This is a genomic window from Epibacterium sp. HA2-3 (genome assembly GCF_055693725.2).
On sequence record NZ_CM172490.1, the window covers coordinates 377271 to 403402 of the forward strand.

The window sequence follows — 26132 nt, forward strand, 5'->3', positions numbered from 1 at the left end:
TTGTTTCTGGGAGGAGACCATGAAGAAACTACTGCTGACCACCATTGCCGGTGTGGGCTTGCTGGCGGGTGCTGCGCAAGCGGATGAAAAGGTGACGGCCTGCCTGATCACCAAAACGGATACCAACCCGTTCTTTGTCAAAATGAAAGAAGGGGCGACCGCCAAGGCCGAGGAGCTGGGCATGGAGCTCAAGGCGTTTGCGGGCAAGATCGACGGGGACCATGAAACCCAGGTGGCCGCGATTGAGACCTGCATTGCAGACGGCGCCAAGGGTATCCTGCTCACCGCGTCTGATACGTCCTCGATTGTACCCGCTGTTCAGCAGGCGCGCGATGCGGGCCTCGTGGTGATCGCACTCGATACACCTCTCAACCCGATTGATGCGGCTGATGCGACCTTTGCCACCGACAACTTCCTTGCTGGCGAGCTGATTGGCCAGTGGGCGGCAGCGGCCCTTGGGGATGACGCGGCTAATGCCAAGATTGGCATGCTCGATCTGGCCGTGAGTCAGCCCACCGTGGGCGTGTTGCGCGATCAGGGCTTCTTGCAGGGCTTTGGCATCGACATCGGGGACCCCAACAAATGGGGTGACGAGACCGACCCGCGGATCGTCGGCAATGACGTCACGGCGGGCAATGAGGAAGGTGGCCGCAAGGCGATGGAGAACCTTCTCGCCAAAGATCCAATGATCAACGTGGTTTACACCATCAACGAGCCGGCTGCTGCCGGGGCCTATGAGGCGCTGAAGTCCATCGGTCGGGAAAACGATGTGCTCATCGTCTCCGTCGATGGCGGCTGCCCTGGCGTGCAGAACGTCAAGGATGGCGTGATCGGCGCCACCTCGCAGCAATACCCGCTGATGATGGCCTCGCTGGGCGTTGAGGCGATTAAGAAATGGGCCGAAGAAGGCGTGAAGCCGGAGCCTACTCCGGGCAAGGCGTTCTTTGACACCGGCGTTGCGCTGGTGACGGACCAGCCGGTTGACGGTGTTGAAAGCATCGACACCACAGAGGGCACCAACCTCTGCTGGGGCTGATTTGACCCAAAGGCGAGGCCCACGCGGCCTCGCCTGATCCGGAAATGACTGCCTTTACCTCGAGGCGAGGCGTCAAGAGGCGTACTTAGCACTCAATTCAGTCGGGCGGCGCGCCTTCGCCGCCCCTTTGGCCCTATTACAACAATGATAAAAACAAACCCCGCCGTTGCGGGTGATTTGGAGGAGTATGATGTCAACCCCGCAGAGCTATGAAGCCGCGGTCGCCGGAAGCCCGGACAAGGTCGCCGAATTTGATCAGGGCCCGCAGAGTTTCATCCAGAAATTCCAGCACGCCCTGCATGTGACGCCTTCGCTTGTGCCGTTGATCGTGCTGGTGCTGTCCATCATCATATTCGGCCTCTTGTTGGGGTCGAAGTTCTTCTCTCCGTTTGCGCTTACGTTGATCCTGCAACAGGTTGGAATCGTGGGCATTGTCGCCTGTGCTCAATCGCTGGTTATCCTCACCGCGGGCATCGATCTTTCGGTTGGGGCCATCATGGTGCTCTCGTCGGTCGTGATGGGGCAGTTTACATTCCGCTATGGCCTGCCACCGACCCTCGGGGTGGCCTGTGGGCTTTTGTGCGGCACGCTCTGCGGCTACATCAATGGCTGGCTCGTTGCGAAGATGAAACTGCCGCCGTTCATTGTGACGCTCGGCATGTGGCAGGTCGTCCTGGCATCGAATTTCCTCTATTCTGCCAATGAAACCATCCGCAGCCAGGTGATCGCCGAAGAGGCGCCCTTCCTGCAGTTCTTTGGCGAGAAATTCAAAGTGGGCGGTGCGGTCTTCACCTACGGTGTGATCTTCATGATCGTCTTGGTGCTGGTGCTTGCCTATGTGCTGCGTCACACCGCCTGGGGGCGACATGTCTATGCGGTTGGCGACGACAAGGACGCAGCCGAGCTGTCGGGGGTCAATACCGACAAGGTGCTGATCTCTGTCTATATGCTCTCGGGTCTTATTTGCGCCTTTGCGGGCTGGGCGTTGATCGGGCGCATCGGTTCGGTGTCTCCCACCTCGGGGCAACTCTCCAATATCGAGTCCATCACCGCGGTGGTGATCGGGGGCATTTCTCTCTTTGGCGGGCGAGGCTCGGTGCTTGGCACGTTCTTTGGCGCGCTGATCGTGGGTGTGTTTACGCTTGGTCTTCGACTGCTCGGGGCAGATGCACAGTGGACCTATCTCCTCATCGGTGTGCTTATCATTGCCGCCGTGGCCGTGGATCAGTGGATCAGAAAGGTGTCGGTATGATGGAACCCATTCTCAAAGGCCGCAATCTCGTCAAACGCTACGGGAAGGTCACGGCGCTCGATCATTGTGACTTCGACCTGATGCCGGGAGAGATTCTCGCGGTGATCGGAGACAATGGCGCGGGCAAGTCCACGCTGATCAAGGCGCTCTCGGGCGCGGTGATCCCGGACGAGGGCACGGTGGAGCTGGAAGGCAAACCGGTGAATTTCCATTCGCCGATCGATGCGCGCGAGTCCGGGATCGAGACCGTCTATCAGACCCTCGCGATGTCGCCTGCGCTCTCGATTGCCGACAATATGTTCATGGGGCGCGAGCTGCGCAAACCCGGCTGGCGCGGGCAACTCCTGCGGCAACTGGACCGTAGCCGGATGGAGGAGATTGCCCGCCAAAAGCTCAATGATCTGGGGTTGATGACAATCCAGAACATCAATCAGGCGGTGGAAACCCTGTCGGGCGGCCAGCGCCAGGGCGTTGCGGTGGCGCGGGCGGCGGCCTTTGGGTCGAAGGTGATCATCCTGGACGAGCCCACGGCCGCGCTTGGGGTGAAGGAAAGCCGCCGCGTGCTGGAACTGATCCAAGACGTGAAGTCGCGGGGCATTCCGATCATCCTCATCAGCCACAATATGCCACATGTGTTTGAGGTCGCGGATCGTATCCATGTGCATCGTCTGGGGCGCAGGCTCTGTGTGATCGATCCCAAAGAGCACGAAATGGCCGATGCGGTGGCCTATATGACCGGCGCAAAGGAGCCTGATGCGGAGCTGTCGGCGGCATGACCCTCGCGGCGCTCTGCCAAGGCGTTCTGGAGCGGCTCGACCCTCGCCAGCCGGGACGACAGTTGGTGGCTCTCTCCGGGGCGCCCGGAAGCGGCAAGTCCACCCTGTCCAACCCGCTGGCCGCCGCTCTGAGCGCGCAGGGGCTCCTTGCGGAGGTGGTGCCAATGGACGGGTTTCACCTCGACAATCGCCTGTTGGAGCCACGCGGGCTGCTGGCGCGCAAAGGCGCACCTGAAACCTTTGATCTCGAGGGGTTTCAGCGTCTGTGCCATGCGTTGAAACACCAAGAGCGTGTGATCTACCCGCTGTTTGACCGGGCGCGCGACATAGCCATAGCGGGTGCAGCCGAGGTCGGGCCGGAATGTCGTGTGGCGATCATCGAAGGCAACTATCTATTGTTTGACGCGCCCGGTTGGCGCGATCTGGCTGCAATCTGGGACGTGTCAATCCGGCTTGAGGTTCCAATGGCGGATCTTGAGGCGCGGCTGGTGCAGCGTTGGCTGGATCACGGGCTGGATCATGCAGCGGCGGTGGCGCGGGCGCAGGGCAATGACCTGGCAAATGCGCGCGCGATCGAGGCCGCGCGCCTGCCGGCGGACCTTACATGGCCGCAGGCCTGAGTTATGGACCTACAAAAGGAGTGCGGGCGTGAAACGCTCTGAGGTGAATGAAATACTGGACCGGAGTTGGTCTTTCATCAAAAGCCACGGGGTGCATCTGCCCCCGTTTGCGCACTGGACACCCGACCAGATGCGGGCGCCGGAGGCAGCCGATATTCGGTCGCGCGGCTTGGGATGGGATATTACCGACTACGGTCAGGGGCGGTTTGACGAGTTGGGTCTGTTCCTTTTTACCGCGCGCAACGGGAGCCATGAGGATCTGAGCGAAGGCCGCGGGATGCTTTATGCGGAGAAGATCATGATCTCGCGGGCAGAGCAGCTGTCTCCGATGCATCGTCACAACATCAAGGCCGAGGATATTATCAATCGCGGCGGCGGCACATTGGTGATCGAGCTCTTTGCCCCGGATCGCGATGGAGGCATTGATCGCGCGGCCCCGGTGACGGTGGCCTGCGATGGGATCGCGCGCACGCTTCCTGCGGGCGGCAAGCTCAAGCTCGCACCCGGTGAAAGCGTCACCCTGATGCCGGGGATCTGGCATGCGTTCTGGTCCGAGGGAGGCGATTGCCTGATTGGCGAGGTGTCGACCGTCAATGATGATCGCACCGACAATGTGTTTGAAATGGAGATCGGACGCTTCAGTCAGATCGAAGAGGATACAGCCCCGACGCATCTTCTGGTCTCAGACTACTAAAGAACGGGTTGGTTTTATGCGAAACACCGGGGCGGCGCCCTGCTGCGCCCGTTTGACTTAGCGAGGTGCGCTGCCCTGCGCGCGCCCCGGTATCTTTCTCAAGAAGATGAACCAGGACACTATCTGTGCTGAGGAACCCTTGTAGTACGGGGGCTGGAGTTCGATAAGACTGTTCCAACGTGGATTTGGTGGCTTTCAGGCGCTCAGAGGGGCGGGAAGCACTGTTCCAGATCTTGATACTGCGGGACCCAACCCGTCGCTGCTCGAAGGCGCGCTCCACTGAGCCTCTGGTCGAGCATTGGCCCCTCCGCCCAGTGCCCTGCAAGTGCCTGAGCCTTGGCGCGAGAGAGGGAATTCACGGTTCCATCATGTCCGTGGGCACGGGCGAGCGTTGCGGCGATTGCGCCGATCTCGACCCCGCATTGAGCAACCGCGTTGAAATGCCCGGTTAGGTCTGGGTTCTCTGCGAGCAACCGATAGACAACCGCGAGATCCTTGCGGTGGATCAGTGGCCAGCGGATGCTGGCGTTCCCCCACAGTTCAATCGGGCGCTCTGCCGCGATGTCTGCAAGCATGCGATCAAAGACGCCGCCTTCTTGATGGTACACCATTGCTGGATGCAGTGTGGCTGTGGAGAGAGTGGGCGCCCTCATCAGACGTTCGGCCTGATTCAGAAAGGGGCGAAATGCAGGAATTGGGTTAAACCCGTCTGCCTCGTGTAGAATTCGACCTCGGGTGTCGCCGTAGAGCCAGCATCCCCCGGTATAGATCACGCGCAGGGCAGCAGCGCGCGTCTGGGCCGCGTTGATCAGCGTGTCGACAACCTGACGGTCGGCGGCGGCCATCTCTTCATCGAAGGTGATGGCGGCATGGATCACCACATCCTGGCCCTCAAGCGCAGGGGCCCAATCCTGAGGCGCGCGCATGTCGCCGCGACACACTTTGGCACCCTGCGCATCTACGGTCCTGGCCGCTATGTCAGAACGGCAAAGTGCGGTGACATGATGCCCCGCGGCCAAGAGTTCGGGCAGGAGGGCAGTGCCGATGGAGCCCGTGGCCCCCAAGAGGAAAATACGCATGGTTTTGTCTCCGGTAAAACGTCTCTGGGATGTTGTCGGATCTCAACCATGATTGAGGGCAAGCGGTATTTCAGCGACGGGAATGATTTTGGGGCAATCCATCAGTTTTATCAGCCGCAGCGATGCCATCGACCCATTTGGCCCGGTCTGACCAGCAGATGCCCGCGCTGATCGTGACTTCGGGCACCTGATCGAGACAGCCTGCGGGGATCACAATGCAATCGGGCTGAACCTGAGGCATGGGACTTGCACAGGTGGGGCAGAAGCTGCGGCAGTGGCGGCTGTTGTTGTGCTGGTACTGGCGCAGATGTTCCGCGCCACGGGTCCAGTAGATCAACGCGTCGGGAGCGAAGAGATTTGCAGCATGGGCGCTGCCCGTTCCTTTGCGGCAGCGCGAACAATAACAAAGGAAGAAGGCGGCGATATCACCCGTGAGTTCAAACGCAATGGCGCCACAGAGACAGCTTCCAGTGTAATCTTGCGTCATGGGCGCTCCGTTGGTTGTGAGGGTGCGCGCAGGCTGTCGTGGCTTTGGGGGCGGGTCAAGCCTGGGTCTGTAGAAATGTACCGGGCGCCGCTGGCTGGCGGCGCCCGGTACAGGTTCTGTAAGGTTGATCATGGCCCCTTCAGCGGGCGAGCGTGCTTGCCTCGCGGGCCAGGTCTTCAATGGCTTTCCAGTCGCCTGCCTCGACGAGTTTGGCCGGTGCAACCCAACTGCCGCCTGCGCAGACCACGTTGGAGAGGCTCAGATAGCTTTCGGCATTGCTGGGGCTGACGCCCCCGGTGGGGCAGAATGAAATCTGCGGCAAAGGCGCGCCAATGGCCTTGAGCGCGGGCGCGCCCCCGGAAGCTTCGGCGGGGAAGAATTTCAGCATGTCATAGCCACGCTCCAAGAGCGCCATGGCCTCAGAAGCGGTGGCCGCACCCGGCAGCATCGGCAGATCCGCAGCCAGAGCCGCATCAAGCAGCAGGGGTGTGGAGCCGGGGGAGACGCCGAACTTTGCGCCAGCTTCAACAGCAGCGGTCACGTCTGCGGGCGTGACCAGCGTCCCGGCACCGACAACACCGCCTTCGACCTTGGACATCTCGCGGATCACATCAAGTGCAGCCGGGGTGCGTAGGGTGACTTCGAGGGCTGGCAGACCGCCAGCGACCAGTGCTTCGGCCAAGGGGCGGGCGTGGGCGACGTCATGCACAACGAGGACCGGAACGATCGGGGCGAGGGCGCAGATTTCGCGCGCCTTCGCGCTGGACTGTTGCGGGGTAAGTGTCATGAGGTCAAACTCCAAATACGGTTGCGCCGGTGTCGGCAGAGGTCACGGAATTGCGAAACAGGGCAAAGAGCTCGCGCCCAGTGCCGTGTCGATAAGAGGTAAGATCGGCGGTTGCCGCCGGGCGGTCTAGCACGCCCTCTGTCAGGACTTCGAGATCGCCCGATACCGCATCCACCCGCACAACGTCGCCATCCTGCAGCTTGGCGATTGCGCCGCCATCGAGGGCCTCGGGGACGACATGGATCGCGGAGGGAACCTTGCCAGAGGCACCCGACATCCGACCATCGGTCACAAGCGCCACTTTCTGCCCGCGTCCTTGCATGATCGACAGGAAGGGCGTCATCGAGTGCAGCTCCGGCATGCCATTGGCCTTGGGTCCTTGGAAACGGACCACGATCACGACGTCGCCTTCATCAAGCTCACCCGCCTTGAAGGCCGCTTTGGCCTCGTCCTGGTCGTGGAAAACGCGCACGGGTGCCTCAACGACGCGATGTTCTTCGGCCACGGCAGAGATCTTCATCACCCCGGTGCCGAGGTTGCCTGTCAGGCGTGCAAGGCCACCGGTCTTTTGGAACGGATCCGAGGCAGGGCGCACGATCTTGTCGTTCAGGGATTCCGTGGTGCCCTTGCGCCATGTGAGCGCGCCACCGTCGAGGAAAGGCTCCATCAGATAGGCGCCAAGCCCCTCGCCGGTCACGGTTTTTGTGTCGGGATGCAGATAGCCATTCTCAAGGAGCTGCCCGATCATGTATCCAAGCCCCCCCGCGGCGTGGAAGTGGTTCACATCCGCCAGCCCGTTGGGATAGACGCGCGCCAGCAGCGGCACCACATCGGAGATCTCGGAGAAATCCTGCCAGTCGAGGATGATGCCGCCCGCGCGGGCCATGGCAATAAGATGGATCAGCAGGTTGGTAGAACCACCGGTCGCCATCAGCCCGACCATGCCGTTCACAAAGGCCTTTTCATCAAGAATATCGCAGGTCGGCGTGTAGTGATTGCCAAGCGCCGAGAGCGACAGCGCGCGTTTGGCGCCTTCGCGGGTGAGGGCGTCGCGCAACTCGGTGCCGGGATTGACAAAGGACGACCCGGGCAGGTGCAGCCCCATGAACTCCATCAACATCTGGTTGGTGTTGGCGGTGCCGTAGAACGTACATGTGCCGGGGCCGTGATAGGCGGCCATTTCGGCCTTGAGTAGCTCGTCCCTGCCGATCTCACCCTTGGCAAACTTTTGGCGTATCTGCGCTTTTTCGTCGTTTGAGAGACCAGAGGTCATCGGGCCTGCGGGCAGAAACACGGCGGGCAAATGGCCAAAGGCCTGGGCGCCGATCACAAGGCCGGGAACGATCTTGTCGCAAACGCCCAGAAACACGGTGGCATCAAAGACGTTGTGCGACAGGGCGATGCCGACGGACATCGCAATACTGTCGCGCGAAAAGAGCGACAGCTCCATGCCTGCTTCGCCCTGCGTGATGCCATCGCACATTGCGGGCACGCCACCGGCCACCTGCGCGGTGCCGCCCGCTTCGCGCACCGCTTCACGGATCAGCATGGGGTAGGTTTCAAACGGCTGATGCGCCGAGAGCATGTCGTTGTAGGCGGTGACGATGCCGAGGTGCCCGCCAGTGCCGGTGGCCAGTGTCTCCTGATCCGGGCCGGTGGCGGCATAGGCGTGGGCCTGACCGGAACAACTCAGATGCGCGCGGGCCGGGCCTTTGGAGGCGGCGGCGCGCATCCGCGCCAGGTAAGCCTCGCGCGTGGGGCGGCTGCGTTCGATGATACGGTCAGTGACGGCGGCGAGTGTTGCATTGAGCGACATTGGCGTGCCTCCTTTTCAGATCTCAGTACAGGGTCAGGCGCCGATGGAGCGCCAGCGGCGGCCATCCCGGTGCAGCAGCAAAAGCGCATCCTCGGGGCCGGAGCCGCCTTGGTCATAGGGTTGCGGCGCGCGGGTGGATGTGTCCCACGCGTTGATGATCGGGTCGGCCCAGGTCCAGGCGGCCTCGACCTCATCGCCGCGCATGAACAGGGTCTGATTGCCCCGGATCACATCCATGATGAGACGCTCATAGGCGTCCTGCGGGCGACCCGCTTCGGGCAGGCTGTCAGCAAAGGTCATGTCGAGATCCGCAGACGTCAGGCGCATGCCTCCGGGGCCGGGATCTTTGATCGTGGTTTTGAGCGTGATGCCTTCGTCGGGTTGCAGGCGAATGACCAGCATATTGCCATCAATCGCATTGTCCTCGCCAAAAATATTGTGCGGCGGTTTGCGAAAATACACCGCAATCTCCGACACGCGCTCCCGCAGGCATTTGCCGGTGCGCAGGTAGAACGGTGTCCCTGCCCAGCGCCAGTTTGCCACCTCGACCTTCATCGCGACAAAGCTCTCGGTGCGCGACTGCGGGTCACCTGCGTGGTCAAGGTAGCTGTCATCCCCGGATTTGGCGCGATACTGGCCACGCACGATGTCATCTGCGGCCACGGGTACGAGGCTCTCGATTACCTTGAGTTTTTCATTGCGCACCGCATTGGGGTCAAAGGTGGAGGGAGGCTCCATCGCGGTGAGGCACAGAAGCTGCATCAGGTGGTTCTGCACCATATCCCGCATGGCGCCGGATTTGTCGTAATACTCGCCCCGACCCGCAACCGAGATGCTCTCGGAGACGGTGATCTGCACATGGTCGATGTGATGCGAATTCCACTGCGGCTCAAAGAGCGAATTGGCAAAGCGCAGCGCCATCAGGTTCTGCACCGTTTCTTTGCCAAGGTAGTGGTCGATCCGGTAGATCTGGCTTTCTTCAAAGTGCTCGCGCAGGGCGGCATTCAACGCCTGTGCCGAGGCCAGATCGTGACCGAAGGGTTTTTCCACCACGATGCGGCTCTGGTCGTCCGCGATGCCTGTGGATTTGAGCCGCCCGGCGATGTCGCCAAAGAGCGAAGGCGCGACTGAGAGATAAAACGCCCGCACTACGCCATCGCGCAGCTTGCTGCCCAGATCCGACCAGCCGCCATCGCCCTTGGCATCTACCGATGCGTAATCCAGAAACGACAGAAACCGCTCCACATCTGGTTCTGCATCGGCGGGGATGTCGCCAAATTCCTTGAGCGCATCGCCCACGAGGGTCTGAAACTCACCCTGATCCATCTTGGAACGCGAGGCACCGATGATGCGGCTGTTGTCGTCGAACTGGCCGATCTGAAAGCGGTGGAACAGGCTTGGCAGGATCTTGCGTCGGGCAAGGTCGCCGGTGGCGCCGAACAAGACGAAGTCGAAACTGTCGACGGGGATGACGCGGGATACCATGGGTGTCTTCCTCTTGGTTGACGGTCAGGTGGAGAGTTTGGCGAGCAGGCCGCGGGTGGAGGCGTCTTTTTGGGATGCATCTGCCCCTTCGACCATCGGCAGAAGGCGGGTCGCCAGTTCTTTGCCCAGCTCAACCCCCCATTGATCAAAGGAGTTGATCCCCCAGATCACGCCTTCGGTGAACACACGATGTTCGTAGAGAGCAACGATCTGACCAAATACGAATGGCGTCAGTTTGGGGTAGGCGATGGTCACCGAGGGACGGTTGCCGGGAAAGCTCAGATGCCCGGCCATACGGTCGGCATCCACCCCGTCAAATCCGCGCGCGATGGCAATCTCGCGCGCCTCATCCCAGGATCGCCCCAGCATCAGCGCCTCGGACTGAGCAAGGCAGTTGGCTTTCAGAAGATTGTGCTGATGGGCCAGCTCGGGCTCGTGACCTGTTGCAGCAATCAGGAACTCGGTGGGGATCACCTGCGTACCCTGATGCAGCAACTGGTAAAACGCATGCTGACCGTTGGTGCCGGGCTCGCCCCAGACCACGGGACCGGAGGCGCGGGGCAGGGGGCTGCCATCGAGCGCGACGGATTTGCCGTTGCTCTCCATATCAAGCTGCTGAAGATAGGCGGGCAGGCGGGACAGGCGCTGATCATAGGGCAGGACCGCGCGCGAACCATAGCCGCAGATGTTGTTGTGCCAGACGCCAATGAGCCCGAGCAGCGCAGGCAGGTTTTCCATCAGCGGCGCATCACGGAAATGCTGATCCATCGCGGCTGAGCCTGCGAGGAATTCGCCAAATGCCTCCGGCCCAACGGCAATCATGATCGGCAGACCGATCGGCCCCCACATGGAGTAGCGTCCGCCCACCCAATCGGCAAAGCCAAAGACACGGGCGTCTGGAATGCCCATCGCGGCCGTTTTGTCCAGTGCTGTCGACACGGCCGCCAGATGGGTCGAAACATCTTCACCCAGCGCGCCTTTGAGCCACTGGATAGCGGTCTCGGCATTGGTCATCGTCTCGATGGTGGTAAAGGTTTTGGAGGCGATCACGACCAGAGTGGTTTCCGGGTTCAGACCGGCCAGCACGTCATGGATATGCGCGCCATCCACGTTGGACACAAAATGACAGGCGGGCCCGTCGTGATAGGGGGCAAGCGCCAGCGTGGCCATCACCGGGCCAAGGTCAGAGCCGCCGATGCCGATGTTCACAACATCAGTGAAGGCTTTACCGGTCTTGGTCTGGTAGCTGCCCTCCCGCAGGGCGGTGGCAAAGGCGCCCATCTGCGCCAGGACCTTTTGGATGCCAGGGACGACGTTTTCGCCGTCCACCTCAACGACTGCATCCTTTGGCGCGCGCAGGGCCGTATGCAGCACGGCGCGGTTCTCTGTTGAATTGATCTTGGCCCCCGACATCATCGCCGCGATCCTCGACTTCAGATCCACGCTTTCGGCCAGTTGGACCAAAAGGTCGCGCGCGGTATCGTCCAGCGCGGTCTTGGAATAGTCCAGCAACATCTCACCGGCAGAGGCGGAGTAGCGCGCGAACCTGTCGGCGTCCTGTGCAAAGTAGTCGGTGAGCGGGGTGGCCTCGGTCGCGGCGCGATGGGCTGAGAGTTGCTGCCAAATGTCACTCATCAAGTGGGCTCCTCGTTATTCGCATCGAATAGGCGGCGCTGGTGGCGCGCCTGCGAGATCCGGTTCGCGGCCTGTATGCCAAGTTAGCGCTAACAATGCTAGTTCAAATTCCAAATTTTCGCAAACTTGCCACTGACGGGTTGGTCTTTGACGCCTGCGGATCCTGAGCCAAGCCCAAAGGCGCGGGGCTGGCGAGTTCAAGTCCCAGCTTATCGCATGCGCGGTGGTCTGGTCCAAGCGAAGGTCGAAGTTTTTTGCGCCTTATGTGAACCGCTTCATATTTTGCATGCAAGCTGCACGTTAAACCTGCTGGTGTGAGGGGCGAATGTTGCCCTTGTCGCCAGAGGATACCGATATGATCCAACATATTAAAACAGGTGCATTGGTGGTTCTGATCGTCGGCGTGAGCCTGACCAAATCCTATGCACAAAACGAATATTGCTCTGATGTGGTCCCTGCCGGACAGATGGCCCAGACACAGGCAGACCAGACACAGAGTATCTAGGTCCAAGACCCGCGGTCTTTGGCCTGGTCCCAGATATAGGTCCCCGACACCTCGTGAGACGCCGCTTCGGGTTTGCCCGGGCGGCGTTCTCTTTATGTCACCGCGCCCGAGTCGATGCCGCCGATGTCAAAGAGATGGCGCAGCACGGTGTCGACTCCTTCGCCATGACGCAATGCAGTAAAGGCAAATGGCAGCCCATTGCGCATGCGCGTCGCATCGCGTTCCATCACCTCAAGCGAAGCCCCCACGTGGGGGGCAAGGTCGGTCTTGTTGATAATCAGAAGGTCTGAGCGGGTGATGGCCGGGCCACCCTTGCGCGGGATCTCTTCGCCTGCGGCCACGTCGATGACATAGAGCGTCACGTCCGCCAGTTCCGGCGAGAACGTGGCCGAAAGATTGTCACCACCGCTTTCGATCAGCACGATTTCCACCTCGGGGTGACGGTTTTGCATCTCGGCCACCGCCGCGAGATTGATCGAGGCATCCTCGCGGATTGCCGTGTGCGGGCAGCCGCCGGTCTCAACGCCGATCACCCGGTCCTGTGGCAGGATTTGCTGGCGCATCAAGGCCTCGGCATCTTCCTGTGTGTAGATGTCGTTCGTGATGACGCCGATGGAGTGATGATCCTTCAGCGCGCGGGCAAGCTCTGCCGTGAGCGTGGTCTTGCCTGCTCCCACGGGGCCGCCGATGCCGACGCGGAGCGGTCCATGGGGCGCATTTGTCTGCGATGTCATGAGCGAAAGATCCTCGAATATTGGGTTTCATGGCGCATGGAGGCAATATCAGCGGCAAAACTCGCACCAAAGAGATCGTCGATCGTACCGGAGAGCGCCGCGTCGACCGTCCTGCGCAGTTGTGGCCCGCAGGCGTTGAGGCGTTGCTGTGCCTCCGTCTGTCCAAGCGAAAGAAGCCTTTGACCGGCCGCAACAAGGTTGGAGAGGAAGGCATGCAGATACATGTTCAGCGTAAGATCCAGCGCAATATCATTGAGTCTGGCCGCGTGCCCCACGGCCACGGGGTAGGTGAGGCTAGGCAATGCTGTGTCCCAGATCGCGGCCGTGGTCCGACAAAAGGCCGCGCCCTGCAGGTCGGTCTCATGCAGACGTTCCGCCGAGGGGCAAAACGCGCGCGCGGTGTCGTCGATCTCCGCCAGCGACGCTGCGGTTTCTGTGCGATAGGCACAGGCCAAGAGCAGCGCATCCGAGCGCGCGCCACCATGGGTCAGCAGGTCGCTCAGCCAGTCCGACAATGTGTCCCCGTCGCGCACATGCCCCTCTGCGACGGCGCCTTCGAGTCCGTGCGAATAGGCAAAAGCCCCCACCGGATAGGCCGGCGAAAGCCATTGCATCAGCTTCAGCGTCGCCTCACTGGTCATGGGAATGGTCGTGGCTGTGGCCAGGATCTGCGTGATCGTGGTGCTGGCCGTGATGGTGCGTATGGCCGTGTTCATGGGCGTGGGTGCGCCCGTGACCATAAGCGCCGCCTTCGGGCGTGAAGGGCTCCTCCACCTCTCTGAGCTGCGCGCCGAGCTGTTCGAGCATGGCCCGGATCACATGATCGCGCTGGATCAGCAGCCGGGACGCCTCGATCTGGCAGGGGGTGTGGCGGTTTCCGATGTGCCAGGCCATTCGCGGCAGATGATCGGCGGTGACCTCCAAAAGTGGCTCTGGGGCCGCAACCACACGGATCTCGCCGCCGCCTTCGAGCAGCAAGACACCATCGTGATCAAGTGATGTCGTATGCGAAAGGTCCACCAGCAGACGCTCTCCGCTCTCACAGGTCAGAACCTTTCGGCGCAGGAAGCGGGCGTCGTAATCAAGCACCACGCAATCTCGCGGGCTTTCGTCATGGGGGTGCCCGTGATAGTGTCGGGCGATCAGCCGGGGGGTGCTCATGATCGGCCCCCCCCGCTGGTCAGGTTTTTGATGCGCGATGCGCGGGTCGTCAGACGTACATGATGTCCGAGAAGACGTGCTTTACAACGTCTTCGCGCTTCAGGCCGCGCTGTGCCAGTTCTTCGTCCGACAGCTCCATCAGGGTGCGGGCGCGGTTCACGCGGTGGTTGGATTCTGCGAGATGCACCAGACCATTGCCAATCGCGCGGAAAAAGCCTGCGATCAGGCCGAGCGGATTGAAGGGGGCGCTGGTTTGTGCGTTCGATGCGTATGCCATGGGGACGTGCTCCTGTGTTCAAGACTGTCTCTCCCGTGGCTTCAACATAGCCGCATCGCAGCAAATAGGTTAGCACTTCTGACGCATTCCCGGCATGCGTCAGAGGCAAGGCTGTTGCGGTTGGCAGGGTCTCATCGGTCACTTCACGCTCCTGATGGATTGATATTCATAGGTTTCTTCGCCTTCCGCCGTGATATTGCCCGCGAGATACGAAATCCCGAGCGCGGGCAGGTAGTGCAGAACATCGCGATCCGTGAGTGGAGTTTCGCTGTAGTGGACATGGACCGGAAGGACGTCGTAGGTGCAGTCGCCGTAGCTCTTCTCGAATTTTGGCTGCGGGGTGAAAGTCTGCGTCTCCTGGTCAATGTAGCCCACGTCATTATAGGCCACTTTATAGCTCCATTCCGCGAGGCCATTGGTCTCGGTTTCCGGGAGAAGAAGCGCGTCCGCCGCGACAGGAAAGGCATAGGTCAGCCGGGTGTTCGGCTGCAGTTCGCCGCGCTCGAGCTCGATGATTTCCAGAACATAGAGCCCCTTTGCGAGCAACACCCGCGTGGCGCCGGAGGCTTCTGCGTCATGCGCGTAAACGCTCTCGATCAGACCGGGGCGCAGCTCGCGAAATGTCTCGGAGTCGCCTTCTTCGAACTCAAAAATGATCCCCCCCTCAGTCAGATCCGACGCAGTCGGACATGCCTGTGCCCACAGGGGCAGCGGCAGAATGGCAGCAAGAAGAACGGCAGAAAGGCGCGACATTATGGGCTCCTGAATTGAGGGTCGCTCAACCTTAGAAGAGGAAATATCGCTGTGCCAAGGGCAGTTCCTCGGCGGGCTGACAGGTCAAAAGCTCCCCATTCGCGCGTACCTCATAGGTTTCAGGGTGAACCTCGATCTCAGGCGTGGCGGTGTTGAGCTTGAGTGCTGACTTTCCGATCCCACGTGTGCCCTTTACCGTAAGTGTCTGTTTTGCAAGACCCAATGTCTTACCGATGCCTGCGGCCTGCGCGGCCTCGGACACAAAGGTGACGGCAGAATGCTCGACCGAGCGCCCGTAAGCGCCCCACATGGGACGCGAATAGACCGGCTGCGGCGTCGGAATGGAGGCGTTGGGATCGCCCATTTGCGCGCAGGCGATGGTGCCGCCCATCAGGACCATCTCGGGCTTTACACCAAAGAAGGCAGGGTTCCACAGCACCAGATCCGCGCGCTTGCCAACCTCGATAGAGCCGATTTCATGCGCGATCCCATGCGCGATCGCCGGGTTGATGGTGTATTTTGCCACATAGCGCCGCACGCGAAAGTTGTCGTTCTCACCTGTTTCCTCGCTCAGGCGGCCGCGCTGTTTCTTCATCTTGTCTGCGGTCTGCCATGTGCGAATGATGACCTCGCCCACGCGTCCCATCGCCTGGCTGTCGCTTGCGATGATCGAGAAGGCCCCCATGTCGTGCAAGATGTCCTCGGCGGCAATGGTTTCGCGCCGGATCCGGCTCTCGGCAAAGGCCACATCCTCGGGGATGGATTTGTCGAGGTGATGACAGACCATGAGCATGTCGAGGTGCTCTTCGATGGTGTTCACGGTGAAGGGGCGGGTCGGGTTGGTCGAGGAGGGCAACACGAACTCCTCACCGCAGATCTTGATGATGTCCGGTGCGTGGCCACCGCCCGCACCTTCGGTGTGAAAGGCGTGGATGGTGCGGCCTTTCATGGCCTTGACGGTGTGTTCCACAAACCCCGACTCATTGAGCGTGTCTGTATGGATCATCACCTGCACATCCATTGCATCGGCCACCCCGAGGCAGCAGTCGATGGCAGCGGGTGTGGTGCCCCAGTCCTCATGCAGTTTCAGCGCGCAGGCGCCTGCGTTAACCTGTTCTTCAATGGCGGCGGGCAGCGAGGCATTCCCTTTGCCTGCAAACGCCAGGTTCATCGGAAACGCATCTGCGGCCTGCATCATCCGACCCAGGTGCCAGGCACCGGGGGTGCAGGTGGTGGCCAAAGTCCCATGGGCTGGCCCGGTGCCGCCGCCGAGCATGGTGGTCAGACCCGAGTGCAGCGCATCCTCGATCTGTTGCGGGCAGATATAATGGATATGGCTGTCAAACCCGCCCGCCGTCAGGATGCGCCCTTCGCCCGCGATCACCTCGGTGCCGGGGCCAACGATAATGGTCACATTGGGTTGAGTGTCGGGGTTTCCGGCTTTGCCGATGGCAAGGATGCGCCCATCCTTCAGCCCGACGTCAGCCTTGTAGATGCCGGTCCAATCAAGGATCAGCGCGTTGGTAATCACGGTATCGACCGCGCCGCCCGCGCGCGTCGTCTGCGCCTGTCCCATCCCGTCGCGGATCACCTTGCCGCCGCCAAATTTGACCTCTTCGCCGTAAGGGCCGGTGAGGTCGCGCTCCACCTCGATGATCAGGTCGGTATCGGCCAGCCGCACGCGGTCGCCGGTGGTCGGCCCATACATGGCGGCATAGTCAGAGCGAGGGATGTTGGCGGGCATGATTGAATTCCTATCGGAGGAGACGGTCGAAAATCTCAGACGAGACGTTTAGAAGGCGAAAGACAGGCCGCGGCGTACTTGCGCCTGAAAGCTGCAGACGGTTGGTGGCGCATCACAGATCCCCCATGATTTCGGCGTTGAACCCAAAAATCCTGCGTGCCCCGCCGATGGGGATCAGCTGCACCTCACGGCGTTGGCCGGGTTCAAACCGCACGGCGGTTCCGGCTGCAATGTCGAGACGTAGGCCCCTAGCGGCCTCACGGTCAAAGTCGAGCGCAGGGTTCGCTTCGGCGAAATGGTAGTGGCTGCCCACCTGCACCGGGCGGTCACCGGTGTTGGCGACCATCAGTGTGAGGGCCTCGGCGCCCTCATTCAGGGTCAGATCACCTGCGGCGGGCATCAGCTCTCCTGGGATCATTTGCGACTCCGAAACCACGAAATGGTGCCACCGACCACGGCGGCAGCAAGGATGAGGGCAATCCAGACCTCGGCCCCGTGTGGATGCACATGCGCCCCACCATGAGCGAGGGCCGGACCAGCGGTGAGCGCGAGGGCAGGCGCGAGAGCGAGCAGGTGTTTCATGGGTCAAGATCTCCGGTTTGAGCTGTCAACGGATGGGGTTGTGTACGGTCACGAGCTTGGTGCCGTCGGGAAAAGTGGCCTCGACCTGCACTTCGTGGATCATCTCGGCCACGCCGCTCATGCATTGATCGCGGGTGATGACTTCGGCCCCCGCCTGCATCATCTCCGCTACCGATCTGCCGTCGCGCGCCCCCTCGACCACGGCGTCGGTAATGAGCGCGATTGCCTCGGGATGATTGAGTTTCACCCCGCGCGCCAGTCGCTTGCGCGCGACTTCGGCCGCCATCGCGACCAGAAGCTTGTCTTTTTCTCTCGGTGTCAGATTCATGAGCCTGTCGCTTTCATGGTCTCAAAGTCTCCAGCATCGGGGCAGGCTGCCCTCGGTAAGCTTGTCAAGAATGGGCAAGAGGCTCTGGCGTAAGACAAAACTGTCGCGCGCTAAGAGCCGCATATGCAACAGATCCGGCGCGAGGAGGGACGCCCCGCCATAGGCCTCCTGGCCCGCAGGCAACTGCGTGCGCAGCCACGCCAAGGCGGCTTCGGCACCGGGGCTTGCCAGAACGAGTGTGACCATGGCGGTGCAGGGGCCAGACAGAACGCCGGCAATGCCCGGGCGCTTGAGCTGTGCCATAGCATCCCCGTCGAGCCGGATGGCATCGCGAAATACGACTCGCCCTGCGCGTCGGATCTGGATCTGGTCGTGAAAGCGCAGCGCGGAGAGATGCTCGCCCATGGCAACGCGGCCAAAGACAAGCGGCTCGACCAGCAAGAGCTCTGCATCGTCGGCGAGTTCCACATGAAGGCTGCGCCGGAAGGCGCTGTGCTGAAACAGGATTGTCTCTTGCGGCACCCATCGAAGGCGCGCTTGTGGCTCCACGCTCAGCCGCGTTGTCATCTGTCCGGTCTGATGCGGCTGTGCGCGATAGACCCGTTCGGCGGCTTGTGTTGTCAGGGTGAGCTGGCTTTGGGCGCCAGCCTTGGCCGTCAGCGCGAAGTCATCACCGCCCGTGATGCCGCCTGCGGTGTTGACAGTCACCGCCTCAAGATCTGGCCGACCGGTCGGGAACAGAAGCTTCAGCGCCCCGGATTGGTGAAGCGTATCGAGGGCTACTGCGCCATCATCGCGCCGTTTGCTGCTGACATGGGCCCGCCCCCGAGCGCGCGGCGGCTGACCAGCTGCCACAACATCCCCAGGGGCGCTTGGGCGTTGGGGCGCTGTCGCGATATCTGCGGCCTGCGGCATGGCAGCTTCCCTGAACATTACACTAGAGCCTTCGAGGGGTTGCGGGACGGATTTCGTCGAGAGTGCGAAATCTTGCGGCAGTGCGCTATCTGCGCGGAGTGGCTGGGGATCATCCAACCGCTCCGGTGCTTAAAACATAGGCGCAATGGGGTCGTGTGGCGCAAAATGAGGCATTCGTGGGTCGCGGGCGCACTCCCGCCCGCTTTGTCAGCATTGAAATGCAGTCAAACCCGTTGGGCCGGGCAGCGCACCTGCGGTGTGCTGCGGGGGTCGCACGCGGGTCCGGGGGAGGGGGCGAAGCGAAGGAGGCTTGGCCTTTGAGAGCGCGGTCCGCTATGCAGGGAACCAAAGTGATTAACGTGCAAAGGAAGTCGCCGCATGACACCGCTTCATGGCCTCAAGGTTGTTGAACTCGCTCGTATTCTGGCTGGTCCCTGGATTGGTCAGGCGCTCGCGGATCTGGGCGCCGAAGTGGTCAAGGTCGAAAGCCCCGAGGGTGATGACACCCGCCGCTGGGGGCCGCCCTTTGTGGAGCGGGAGGGTGACAAAACGGCCGCCTACTATTATGCCGCCAACCGGGGCAAGACCTGTGTCACGGCTGATTTTCGCACATCAGAGGGGCAGGCCCAGGTGCGCGATCTGGTCCGCGATGCCGACATTCTGATCGAGAATTTCAAAGTGGGCGGGCTGAAGAAATATGGCCTGGATTTCGAGAGCCTCTCCGCTCTCAATCCGCGTCTGATCTATTGCTCTGTCACCGGCTTTGGTCAGGATGGTCCCTATGCGACGCGCGCGGGGTATGACTTCTTGCTGCAGGGTATGTCGGGGCTGATGTCGATCACCGGGGCTGCTGATGGCGAGCCGCAAAAGGTTGGCGTGGCGATCACGGATGTGGTGACGGGGCTTTATGGCAGCATCGGTATTCTGGCAGCGGTGGAGCAGCGGCACCGCACCGGGCGTGGGCAGCATATCGATATGTCCTTGCTCGATTGCGCCACAGCGATGCTGGCCAATCAGAACATGAACTATCTGGTAACCGGGGAAAGCCCCACCCGAATGGGCAATGAACATCCCAATATCGCACCCTATCAGGTGATGGCGGTGCGCGATGGTCATGTCATTCTTGCGGTTGGCAATGATGGTCAGTTCACCCGACTGTGCGATGTGCTGAACCTTGCGGGGCTCAAGGATGATCCGCGCTTTTCCACCAACCAACTGCGGGTGGCGCACCGTGCAGATTTGACGCCGCTGCTGGCGGCGGCGCTTGCACAGTGGAGCCAGTCGGATTTGCTGGCTGCGCTTGAGGCCGCGACCGTTCCGGCTGGGCCGATCAACACCATCGGGCAGGCTTTTGAGGATGCGCAGATCAAACATCGTCAGATGCAGATTGCGCCCGAGGGCGTGCCAGGCGTGCGGGGGCCTTGGGTATTTTCTGACGCGGACCTGGCGCTTGACCGCTCGGCCCCCGTCCTGCCGCGCGACACGAAGCCCGAGAAAGATTAACTGGGTGCCAAAAGGTCCGATACGATACTGAGCGGCGAGTCATCTCCGAGGAGGCGCCGCACTTTGGGGTCAAGGCGCGGGCTGTCCTTTGCCAGGGTGCCCGTGGCGGCAAGTGCTGCGCGGGCAGAAGTCTTTTCTTCGATCCTGACCCAGACGGTGCGGGTGGAAAAAGGTCGGCGGTTTGCGCCTGCAGAGACGCCGAGCACGAGACCCTGCAGGTATGAGATCTGATGCGGGTGCTCGGGCATTAGGATCGTCTCTGAGAGCGCGCCGACGGCATTGCGGGGGCGCTCCAGTAAGCAGAGCCGACCACCACGTTCTGCGACCAGGCCGCGATAGCTGCAGCGCTGGTGGATGCTGCCATCCAGCGAGCGGGCGCGCTCGAACGTGTGGCTCGTGACATAGCCGTCGACGTCCCGGAGATGAATGAGCGTGCGAAGCACCTGCCCGGGCCAGGTCGGGGTGGTGAAATAGCCATGATAACTGCCCAAGAAACGGCGCAAGATTCGCGCCTGATCGGCAAAGCCTGTCCCGAGATGAAACAGTGGAGCGGGCAATTGGGGGCTGCGCTTGGGGCGGCGCGCGGCTGCAAATTGATCGGGGTTTGTGAACAGATCGGCCTCCGGCACATCAAAATGGCGGGCGATGCGGCGCAGGTTATGTGCCGAAGGCAGGCCTGCTCCGGAAAGATAGCGATTGAACTGCTGTCGGTTGAGGCCGATGTCGCGGCAGGTCTGCGCAATCGAGGGAGTCTCGGCGCAGAGAAAACGCAGGTTCTGGCTAAAAGAGGTGCGCATGTCTTGTCCTTCGCGATATGACGCTGTCTTGCGTACATCTGCATCATATCGCGTACAAGCGCGCAGTTTCCCCGGCCCGAGATTTCGCGCAGAGTTTGCAGACATCGCCAAGACCGAAGAGAAATCTATGACACAGTCCTCTGCCATTACCGTGACCGAACATTTGTGGATTCCGCTGCCTGATGGCCGCAGGCTTGCGGCGCGAATGTGGATGCCCGAAGGCAAAGGTCCGTTTCCTGTCATTCTTGAGTATCTGCCTTACCGCAAACGCGATGGCACGGCGCCGCGCGATGCCACGACGCATCCGGTCTTTGCCGCAGAGGGCTATGCTTGCCTGCGTGTGGACATCGCAGGCTCTGGCGATAGTGACGGGCGGTTTGACGACGAATATTCCGAGCAGGAACTATCGGATGGTGAGGCAGTGCTAGAGTGGATCGCGGCGCAGCCCTGGTCGAGCGGAAATGTCGGTATGATCGGGATTTCCTGGGGTGGCTTCAATGGCTTGCAGATGGCCTACCGCCGCCCCGAGGCGCTAAAGGCGGTGGTCTCGGTGGCCTCTACCGTGGATCGCTACGCCGATGATATTCACTACATGGGGGGCTGTCTTCTTAGCGACAACAAGAATTGGGCGAGCCAGATGTTTGCCTATATGACGCGACCGCTAGACCCGAAACTGCGTCCGGATTGGCGGGAGGAATGGCTCGGGCGCATCAACGATCTTCCTTTTATGGCGGCTGATTGGCTGAAGCACCCAACCCGGGACGCGTTCTGGAAACATGGATCTGTCTGTGAGGACTGGTCGGAGATCAAGGCGCCGGTTCTGGCGATCACGGGCTGGGCCGATGCCTATGTGAACGCACCATCTGCGCTCGCCGCGAAGATGACTGGCGCCCCTGCCAAAGCCTTGATGGGGCCGTGGGAGCATCGCTATGCACATATTTCCCAGATCGAGGCGGCGGATTTTCACGGTGAGGTCCTGCGCTGGTTCGATCACTATCTCAAAGGCGAGGACGCCGGGGCAGAAGCGTTGCCGGATTACCGTGTTTTTCTGCAAGAGTTTACCGAGCCGAGCCCCAAGAACCTGCCGCAGAACGGCCGGTGGGTGGCCGAGGCGCATTGGCCGTCGCCCAATGTCAGCGATGTGACATGGCCGCTGGCGCGTGCGGGATTTGCGGCTGCCCCGCAGGCGGGAACGGTCGTGGTCAAGAGCGCGGCAACCGTGGGGCAGGCGGGCGGGTATTTTTGCCCCGGGATCCGGATCGACAACGAACGTCCGGGTGATCAGAGCGTGGATGACGCGGCCTCGACCTGTTTTGACAGCACACCGCTCCTGGCGCCGATGGAGGTCCTGGGCCGCCCGCGTGTCCGGTTGGCCTTTAGTGTCGACAAACCCGTGGCGCAGGTGGTGGCGCGGCTTTGTGATGTGGCGCCTTCGGGGCAATCGCAACGTATCGCTTATCGACCGCGGAACCTATGTCATGATGACAGTCATGAGGTCGCCGCCAAACTCGAACCCGGCAAGCGCTATGAGGTGGAGTTTGAGCTCAATGAATGCGCCCATCGCGTGCTGGCGGGGCATCGACTGAGGCTTGCGCTCTCGACCTCGTATTGGCCAATTGTCTGGCCCGCGCCGGAAGCGGCGGAGATTACGCTGCATCTGGAAGACTGCGCGCTCGTCCTGCCGGAGCGCCGCGTCGAGGTTGAGATTGACGCGCAGGCACCGGGCGCGGCGCGGGACTACCCGAGGTATCAAGCACAGGTGTTGGAAAAGCCCTGGGGCGAGGCAACAACCAAGATCGAGGCGGATGGAACCCATGTTCTGGAGAGCTATGACAGCTACGGGGCCGCGCGCGATCTCTCCCATGGCCAGCAGGTGAGCAGCAATGTGCGGATGCGCTATGCCATCCACCCGGATGATCCGGCCAGCGCGCGGTTTGATTGCGCCTGGGTCTTTGCTTTTGGGCGCGAGACAGACGGGGATGCTCCGGATTGGAACCTGCGCATCGAGACCGACAGCGCGATGTGGTGTGACACCGAAACTTTCACGCTCTGGCGCGAGATCAAGGCCTTTGAGGGCGAAGACTTGATCCTGACTCGTGACTGGAAAGCGGTGATCCCGCGCGGCTGTCACTAGGCGCGGCGGTTACAAAAGAGCCCACCGCGTGCGGCGGTGGGCGTCATTCTGCGTTGAGCGATCGCTCAGGATTGTGGCAGGGCGCGGGGGTCGAACTGGCACATCTCGCCCGCCTTGGCCAAGGCCTGATCGAACCCTTCGAGGGAGAAACCGCCATACAGCCATGTCTCGCCATCCACGGCGCGGTCGACGGCAAAATCAAACCGCTCACCATTGGCGATCATTTCGGCCGTCAGTTCAGAGATGAAGCCGGGGGTGAGGCTTGCGCCATAGGTAAAGCCGGGGCCGGTATAGAAGAACATCTCTTCTCCATACCAGACCGGCTGATCCCCGATGTAGAGCGAAACGCTGTCCATGGACTCGTCCCAGGGGGCGTCGATCTCATCGGGCGTGTAAGGCGTGTAGATGTAGTCAAACGTGGCGTTGAAGCCGTTGTTCTGGAAGGTGAACTCGAGATAGCCCGATGTGTCCCGCGCCGAAGAGAGCGTGTAGACGTGGCAGGTGTCGCCTTTGTAGACCGCCGCCCAATTGCCGGCCTCAAGAAACAGCGATGAAGCCTGAGCGAGGCTGCCGACCAGAGAGAGTGCAAGTGCCGCAAAAATGGAGTTCCGCAAGAATCATATCCCTATCAATGATGTTTGGCGCCAAAATAGGACGCGAAAGATGCGGAAACCTTAAGCCGAGCTGCCGTATGGGGAAATAGGGATTCTTCGCACGGCTGCCCGGCTTGCGCTCGCCTAGTCCTCGGTCACATGGATCGCAAATTGTTCCAGACCTGCCGATTGGGCCTCGATGACGCGGAAGCTCTCGCGCACACCGGCCTCGGTCAGCTCGCGCGCCACGGTCAGGAGCGTGTTGGGATCGTGATCCTCACAGAGCTCGGCCATATGGTCGATTTCGGCCTCTGCCACAGGGCGGGCGCTTGCAAGATCCGGGGCGCCGTAGATTTCCATGAAATGCTGGGCGAGTTGCTCGACGAGTTTCGTGACCTCTTCGGGTTCGATCTGGGTGACCGCGACAAAGGTCACCCGCCCAGCGGTTTCGAGCCCCATCCAGCCGTTTGCAAAGGCCTGACGTTGTTTGCCGACCAGATCGCCTTCGCTCCAGTTGGAGAACTCAAAGCCCCCGGAGATGCACCATTCTCCTGTCCGTGCGGGGCTGGCAAAGACGTTCATGTCGCTTTCGTCAAAATGGATGGCGCGGGCCAGTTTCATCACGTCTCTCTCCTGTCAGTCCTGCACCAGAACGGTGGTGAGCGGGATCAGATGAGTGGTGGTCTCATCCCGCAAAAGCATTCCGAAATCCTCGTCTACACCAAGGAACGTGCCGCTGCGCCCGGCTTCGGTGCGCGCTTCGCCCATGCCATGCGCAAGGCCGCGCCATTCGCCGTGGATCGTCTCAAGCTCGCCCTCATCCCATCGGTTGATCCAATGCAGGCAATGGCGCGCCCAGCTTTCCAGCAGGCGCGGTGCGGCAACATCAGCACAGCCTTCGGCATAGAGCGCGGTTTCGTCGGGGGTCTCGCCGCCATCGCCTTCAGGCCAGAGCGGCAGGTCCAGCGCCACCACAAGCCAGTCCGGTTGCGTGTCCGGATCATCTGTGCTGGCGGCGATCCGCAATCTGCCACAGCGTGCGCCATTGATGCGCAGGGCGCCGTTCCAGTCCAGATGCACCGCGACCTCTGGCGGAGCGAGGGCGCCAAGCGCGTTCTGGAACCCGACCCCGCAGACCGGCAGCATCGCCATAGCCTTGGCGAGTGGCACCTCGGGGGCCAGCACGAGGGCCGCCCGCAGCACGTCTGTTCCGAGCTCATAGACCACAAGCCCCGCATCGACACCGAGTTCTGCCTTCTGGCATGCAAGGTCAAAGGGATCCTGTCCCGGGCCTGCGGCCTCCCCCGTCATCAGGGGAGGGAAGGTGATCGTCTCGCTCATGCGGCGCCACGCTCCACGAGGGCTCCTGCGATGTCCTGAAACGCGCGCGCCTGGGCGCTGTCAGGTTTGGAGACCACGATCGGTGCGCCGCCATCCGCCGCCAGACGAACGTCAAGATGCAAGGGCACCTCGGCGAGCAGCGGCACATTCAGTTTCTCGGCTTCGGCGGCAACGCCACCATGGCCAAAGATGTGCTCCTCATGGCCACAGTTGGAGCAGATATGGGTCGACATGTTCTCGATCAGACCAAGGATAGGGACATTCAGTTTGTGGAACATATCAATGCCTTTGCGGGCATCAATAAGCGCAACGTCCTGCGGTGTGGAAACAACGATCGCACCGTCCACTTGCGCCTTTTGCGCCAGTGTCATCTGCACGTCGCCGGTGCCCGGCGGCAGGTCGACAATCAACACGTCAAGCGCGCCCCACTGCACTTGCATCATCATCTGTTGCAGCGCGCCCATCAGCATCGGTCCACGCCAGACCACCGCCTGGTCATCATTGGTCATGAGGCCAATCGACATCATTGTGACGCCGTGATTGCGCAGCGGCAGGATGGTCTTGCCATCCGGGCTGGCGGGGCGACCGGACACCCCGAGCATCCTCGGCTGGGAGGGGCCATAGACATCTGCATCCAAAAGCCCCACGCGACGCCCGGCCTGAGCCAGTGCACAGGCGAGGTTGGCAGAGACTGTCGATTTCCCGACGCCGCCCTTGCCAGAGGCAACCGCGATGATCTTGGCAATGCCGGGGATCTTTTGCGGGCCTTGCGGCTCTGCTGGTTTGTTGGGCTTCAGATCCGGCGGCGCCTTGGTGCTGTGGGCCGTCATCAGGGCCGAGACCTTTTCGACCCCGGCCAGAGCGCTCACCACTGCCTCGGCCTGATCGCGCACAGGCGCGTAGGCGTCGGATTTTGCAGGATCGATTTCGAGGACAAAACGCACGGTGCTGCCTTCGAGAGTAAGGGCACGGACAATGCCTGCGGCGACGATGTCGCTGCCGCTAACAGGGTCATTGAGGGTCTTCAGGGCGTCGAGGACGGCGTCGCGGGTGATGGACACGCGGGGCTACTCCTTGCTTGGTCTATTACGGTCTCGC

At 61.5% G+C, this 26132-nt stretch carries 29 protein-coding genes; 8 read left to right on the forward strand and 21 right to left on the reverse strand.

From position 1 onward, the window contains the following. Nucleotides 1–19: 19 nt before the first annotated feature. From ACZ1HH_RS01860 to ACZ1HH_RS01880, 5 genes are all read left to right on the forward strand, one after another. Nucleotides 20–1036, forward strand: coding sequence for a sugar ABC transporter substrate-binding protein (locus ACZ1HH_RS01860; RefSeq protein ID WP_011537716.1), 1017 nt, complete (start codon nucleotides 20–22; stop codon nucleotides 1034–1036). A 190-nt stretch (nucleotides 1037–1226) separates the two neighbouring features. Further along, nucleotides 1227–2288 carry an ABC transporter permease gene (locus tag ACZ1HH_RS01865; RefSeq protein ID WP_168610298.1) on the forward strand — a complete coding sequence of 354 codons (1062 nt, stop codon included), beginning with the start codon at nucleotides 1227–1229 and terminating at the stop codon, nucleotides 2286–2288. Beyond that, nucleotides 2288–3064 carry an ATP-binding cassette domain-containing protein gene (locus ACZ1HH_RS01870; protein ID WP_044027002.1) on the forward strand — a complete coding sequence of 259 codons (777 nt, stop codon included), beginning with the start codon at nucleotides 2288–2290 and terminating at the stop codon, nucleotides 3062–3064. The genes ACZ1HH_RS01865 and ACZ1HH_RS01870 overlap by 1 nt, the downstream gene beginning before the upstream one ends. Next, nucleotides 3061–3684 (forward strand): nucleoside triphosphate hydrolase, encoded by a 624-nt coding sequence (locus ACZ1HH_RS01875; protein WP_472637154.1) that lies wholly within the window; start codon nucleotides 3061–3063, stop codon nucleotides 3682–3684. The genes ACZ1HH_RS01870 and ACZ1HH_RS01875 overlap by 4 nt, the downstream gene beginning before the upstream one ends. Nucleotides 3685–3712: 28 nt before the next feature. Continuing rightward, entirely contained in the window at nucleotides 3713–4378 is a 666-nt protein-coding gene (locus tag ACZ1HH_RS01880) for a D-lyxose/D-mannose family sugar isomerase (RefSeq protein ID WP_472637155.1), read from the forward strand. Nucleotides 4379–4581: 203 nt separating this feature from the next. Here the strand turns inward: ACZ1HH_RS01880 and ACZ1HH_RS01885 are convergent, their stop codons facing one another. The 6 genes from ACZ1HH_RS01885 to pgi form a co-directional block, all read right to left on the reverse strand. Further along, nucleotides 4582–5457: an NAD-dependent epimerase/dehydratase family protein gene (locus ACZ1HH_RS01885; protein WP_472637156.1), complete on the reverse strand. Its 876-nt coding sequence runs from the start codon at nucleotides 5455–5457 to the stop codon at nucleotides 4582–4584. Nucleotides 5458–5527: 70 nt separating this feature from the next. Then, nucleotides 5528–5944: a GFA family protein gene (locus ACZ1HH_RS01890; RefSeq protein WP_472637157.1), complete on the reverse strand. Its 417-nt coding sequence runs from the start codon at nucleotides 5942–5944 to the stop codon at nucleotides 5528–5530. Nucleotides 5945–6083: 139 nt separating this feature from the next. Beyond that, nucleotides 6084–6731, reverse strand: coding sequence for a bifunctional 4-hydroxy-2-oxoglutarate aldolase/2-dehydro-3-deoxy-phosphogluconate aldolase (gene eda, locus ACZ1HH_RS01895; protein WP_472637158.1), 648 nt, complete (start codon nucleotides 6729–6731; stop codon nucleotides 6084–6086). Nucleotides 6732–6735: 4 nt separating this feature from the next. Beyond that, entirely contained in the window at nucleotides 6736–8547 is a 1812-nt protein-coding gene (edd, locus tag ACZ1HH_RS01900) for a phosphogluconate dehydratase (protein ID WP_472637159.1), read from the reverse strand. Nucleotides 8548–8580: 33 nt separating this feature from the next. Beyond that, nucleotides 8581–10032 (reverse strand): glucose-6-phosphate dehydrogenase, encoded by a 1452-nt coding sequence (zwf, locus tag ACZ1HH_RS01905; protein WP_472637160.1) that lies wholly within the window; start codon nucleotides 10030–10032, stop codon nucleotides 8581–8583. A 24-nt stretch (nucleotides 10033–10056) separates the two neighbouring features. Next, nucleotides 10057–11667: a glucose-6-phosphate isomerase gene (gene pgi / locus ACZ1HH_RS01910; protein ID WP_472637161.1), complete on the reverse strand. Its 1611-nt coding sequence runs from the start codon at nucleotides 11665–11667 to the stop codon at nucleotides 10057–10059. 355 nt (nucleotides 11668–12022) lie between these two features. On the opposite strand from pgi, the gene ACZ1HH_RS01915 reads away from it, so the two are divergent. Next, entirely contained in the window at nucleotides 12023–12172 is a 150-nt protein-coding gene (locus ACZ1HH_RS01915) for a hypothetical protein (protein ID WP_472637162.1), read from the forward strand. A gap of 92 nt (nucleotides 12173–12264) precedes the next feature. On the opposite strand, the gene ureG is transcribed toward ACZ1HH_RS01915, so the two are convergent. The 10 genes from ureG to ACZ1HH_RS01965 all read right to left on the reverse strand — a co-directional run bounded on the left by ureG (nucleotide 12265) and on the right by ACZ1HH_RS01965 (nucleotide 18666). Beyond that, a complete protein-coding gene (ureG, locus tag ACZ1HH_RS01920; RefSeq protein ID WP_472637163.1) occupies nucleotides 12265–12906 on the reverse strand; it encodes an urease accessory protein UreG in 642 nt (213 codons plus the stop codon). Beyond that, nucleotides 12903–13547 (reverse strand): urease accessory protein UreF, encoded by a 645-nt coding sequence (locus ACZ1HH_RS01925; RefSeq protein ID WP_472637340.1) that lies wholly within the window; start codon nucleotides 13545–13547, stop codon nucleotides 12903–12905. The genes ureG and ACZ1HH_RS01925 overlap by 4 nt, the downstream gene beginning before the upstream one ends. Continuing rightward, complete coding sequence (gene ureE, locus ACZ1HH_RS01930) at nucleotides 13537–14067, reverse strand: urease accessory protein UreE (RefSeq protein WP_487320347.1); 531 nt, start codon at nucleotides 14065–14067, stop codon at nucleotides 13537–13539. Before ureE ends, ACZ1HH_RS01925 begins: the two co-directional genes overlap by 11 nt. Nucleotides 14068–14116: 49 nt before the next feature. Beyond that, nucleotides 14117–14344 (reverse strand): DUF1127 domain-containing protein, encoded by a 228-nt coding sequence (locus ACZ1HH_RS01935; RefSeq protein WP_168610286.1) that lies wholly within the window; start codon nucleotides 14342–14344, stop codon nucleotides 14117–14119. Nucleotides 14345–14482: 138 nt separating this feature from the next. Next, nucleotides 14483–15097: a hypothetical protein gene (locus ACZ1HH_RS01940; protein ID WP_416367874.1), complete on the reverse strand. Its 615-nt coding sequence runs from the start codon at nucleotides 15095–15097 to the stop codon at nucleotides 14483–14485. 31 nt (nucleotides 15098–15128) lie between these two features. Beyond that, the gene (gene ureC / locus ACZ1HH_RS01945) at nucleotides 15129–16841 is read right to left on the reverse strand and encodes an urease subunit alpha (RefSeq protein ID WP_472637165.1); all 1713 of its coding nucleotides are present in this window, start codon (nucleotides 16839–16841) and stop codon (nucleotides 15129–15131) included. Between the two features lie 112 nt (nucleotides 16842–16953). Continuing rightward, nucleotides 16954–17259 carry an urease subunit beta gene (locus tag ACZ1HH_RS01950; protein ID WP_472637166.1) on the reverse strand — a complete coding sequence of 102 codons (306 nt, stop codon included), beginning with the start codon at nucleotides 17257–17259 and terminating at the stop codon, nucleotides 16954–16956. Continuing rightward, nucleotides 17256–17423, reverse strand: a complete 168-nt coding sequence (locus ACZ1HH_RS01955; RefSeq protein ID WP_472637167.1) for a hypothetical protein — start codon at nucleotides 17421–17423, stop codon at nucleotides 17256–17258. The genes ACZ1HH_RS01950 and ACZ1HH_RS01955 overlap by 4 nt, the downstream gene beginning before the upstream one ends. Nucleotides 17424–17448: 25 nt before the next feature. Continuing rightward, nucleotides 17449–17751, reverse strand: coding sequence for an urease subunit gamma (locus tag ACZ1HH_RS01960; RefSeq protein ID WP_011537735.1), 303 nt, complete (start codon nucleotides 17749–17751; stop codon nucleotides 17449–17451). A 21-nt stretch (nucleotides 17752–17772) separates the two neighbouring features. Then, nucleotides 17773–18666 (reverse strand): urease accessory protein UreD, encoded by an 894-nt coding sequence (locus tag ACZ1HH_RS01965; protein ID WP_472637168.1) that lies wholly within the window; start codon nucleotides 18664–18666, stop codon nucleotides 17773–17775. Nucleotides 18667–19044: 378 nt separating this feature from the next. Here ACZ1HH_RS01965 and ACZ1HH_RS01970 point away from each other — a divergent pair, with 378 nt between their 5' ends. Then, a complete protein-coding gene (locus ACZ1HH_RS01970) occupies nucleotides 19045–20169 on the forward strand; it encodes a CaiB/BaiF CoA transferase family protein (protein ID WP_011537737.1) in 1125 nt (374 codons plus the stop codon). On the opposite strand, the gene ACZ1HH_RS01975 is transcribed toward ACZ1HH_RS01970, so the two are convergent. Continuing rightward, a complete protein-coding gene (locus ACZ1HH_RS01975; protein ID WP_472637169.1) occupies nucleotides 20166–20966 on the reverse strand; it encodes a helix-turn-helix transcriptional regulator in 801 nt (266 codons plus the stop codon). The two genes, ACZ1HH_RS01970 and ACZ1HH_RS01975, sit on opposite strands and share 4 nt — an antisense overlap. 127 nt (nucleotides 20967–21093) lie before the next feature. On the opposite strand from ACZ1HH_RS01975, the gene ACZ1HH_RS01980 reads away from it, so the two are divergent. Beyond that, nucleotides 21094–23100, forward strand: coding sequence for a CocE/NonD family hydrolase (locus tag ACZ1HH_RS01980; protein WP_472637170.1), 2007 nt, complete (start codon nucleotides 21094–21096; stop codon nucleotides 23098–23100). A 65-nt stretch (nucleotides 23101–23165) separates the two neighbouring features. On the opposite strand, the gene ACZ1HH_RS01985 is transcribed toward ACZ1HH_RS01980, so the two are convergent. The 4 genes from ACZ1HH_RS01985 to apbC form a co-directional block, all read right to left on the reverse strand. Then, complete coding sequence (locus ACZ1HH_RS01985; RefSeq protein ID WP_416367882.1) at nucleotides 23166–23714, reverse strand: hypothetical protein; 549 nt, start codon at nucleotides 23712–23714, stop codon at nucleotides 23166–23168. Nucleotides 23715–23837: 123 nt separating this feature from the next. Further along, nucleotides 23838–24314, reverse strand: a complete 477-nt coding sequence (locus ACZ1HH_RS01990) for a DUF6505 family protein (protein WP_011537741.1) — start codon at nucleotides 24312–24314, stop codon at nucleotides 23838–23840. A gap of 15 nt (nucleotides 24315–24329) precedes the next feature. After that, on the reverse strand, nucleotides 24330–25034 hold the full coding sequence (locus ACZ1HH_RS01995; protein WP_472637171.1) for a DUF4444 domain-containing protein: 705 nt from the start codon (nucleotides 25032–25034) through the stop codon (nucleotides 24330–24332). Then, nucleotides 25031–26095 carry an iron-sulfur cluster carrier protein ApbC gene (gene apbC / locus ACZ1HH_RS02000; RefSeq protein WP_416367883.1) on the reverse strand — a complete coding sequence of 355 codons (1065 nt, stop codon included), beginning with the start codon at nucleotides 26093–26095 and terminating at the stop codon, nucleotides 25031–25033. Before apbC ends, ACZ1HH_RS01995 begins: the two co-directional genes overlap by 4 nt. Nucleotides 26096–26132 lie beyond the last annotated feature (37 nt).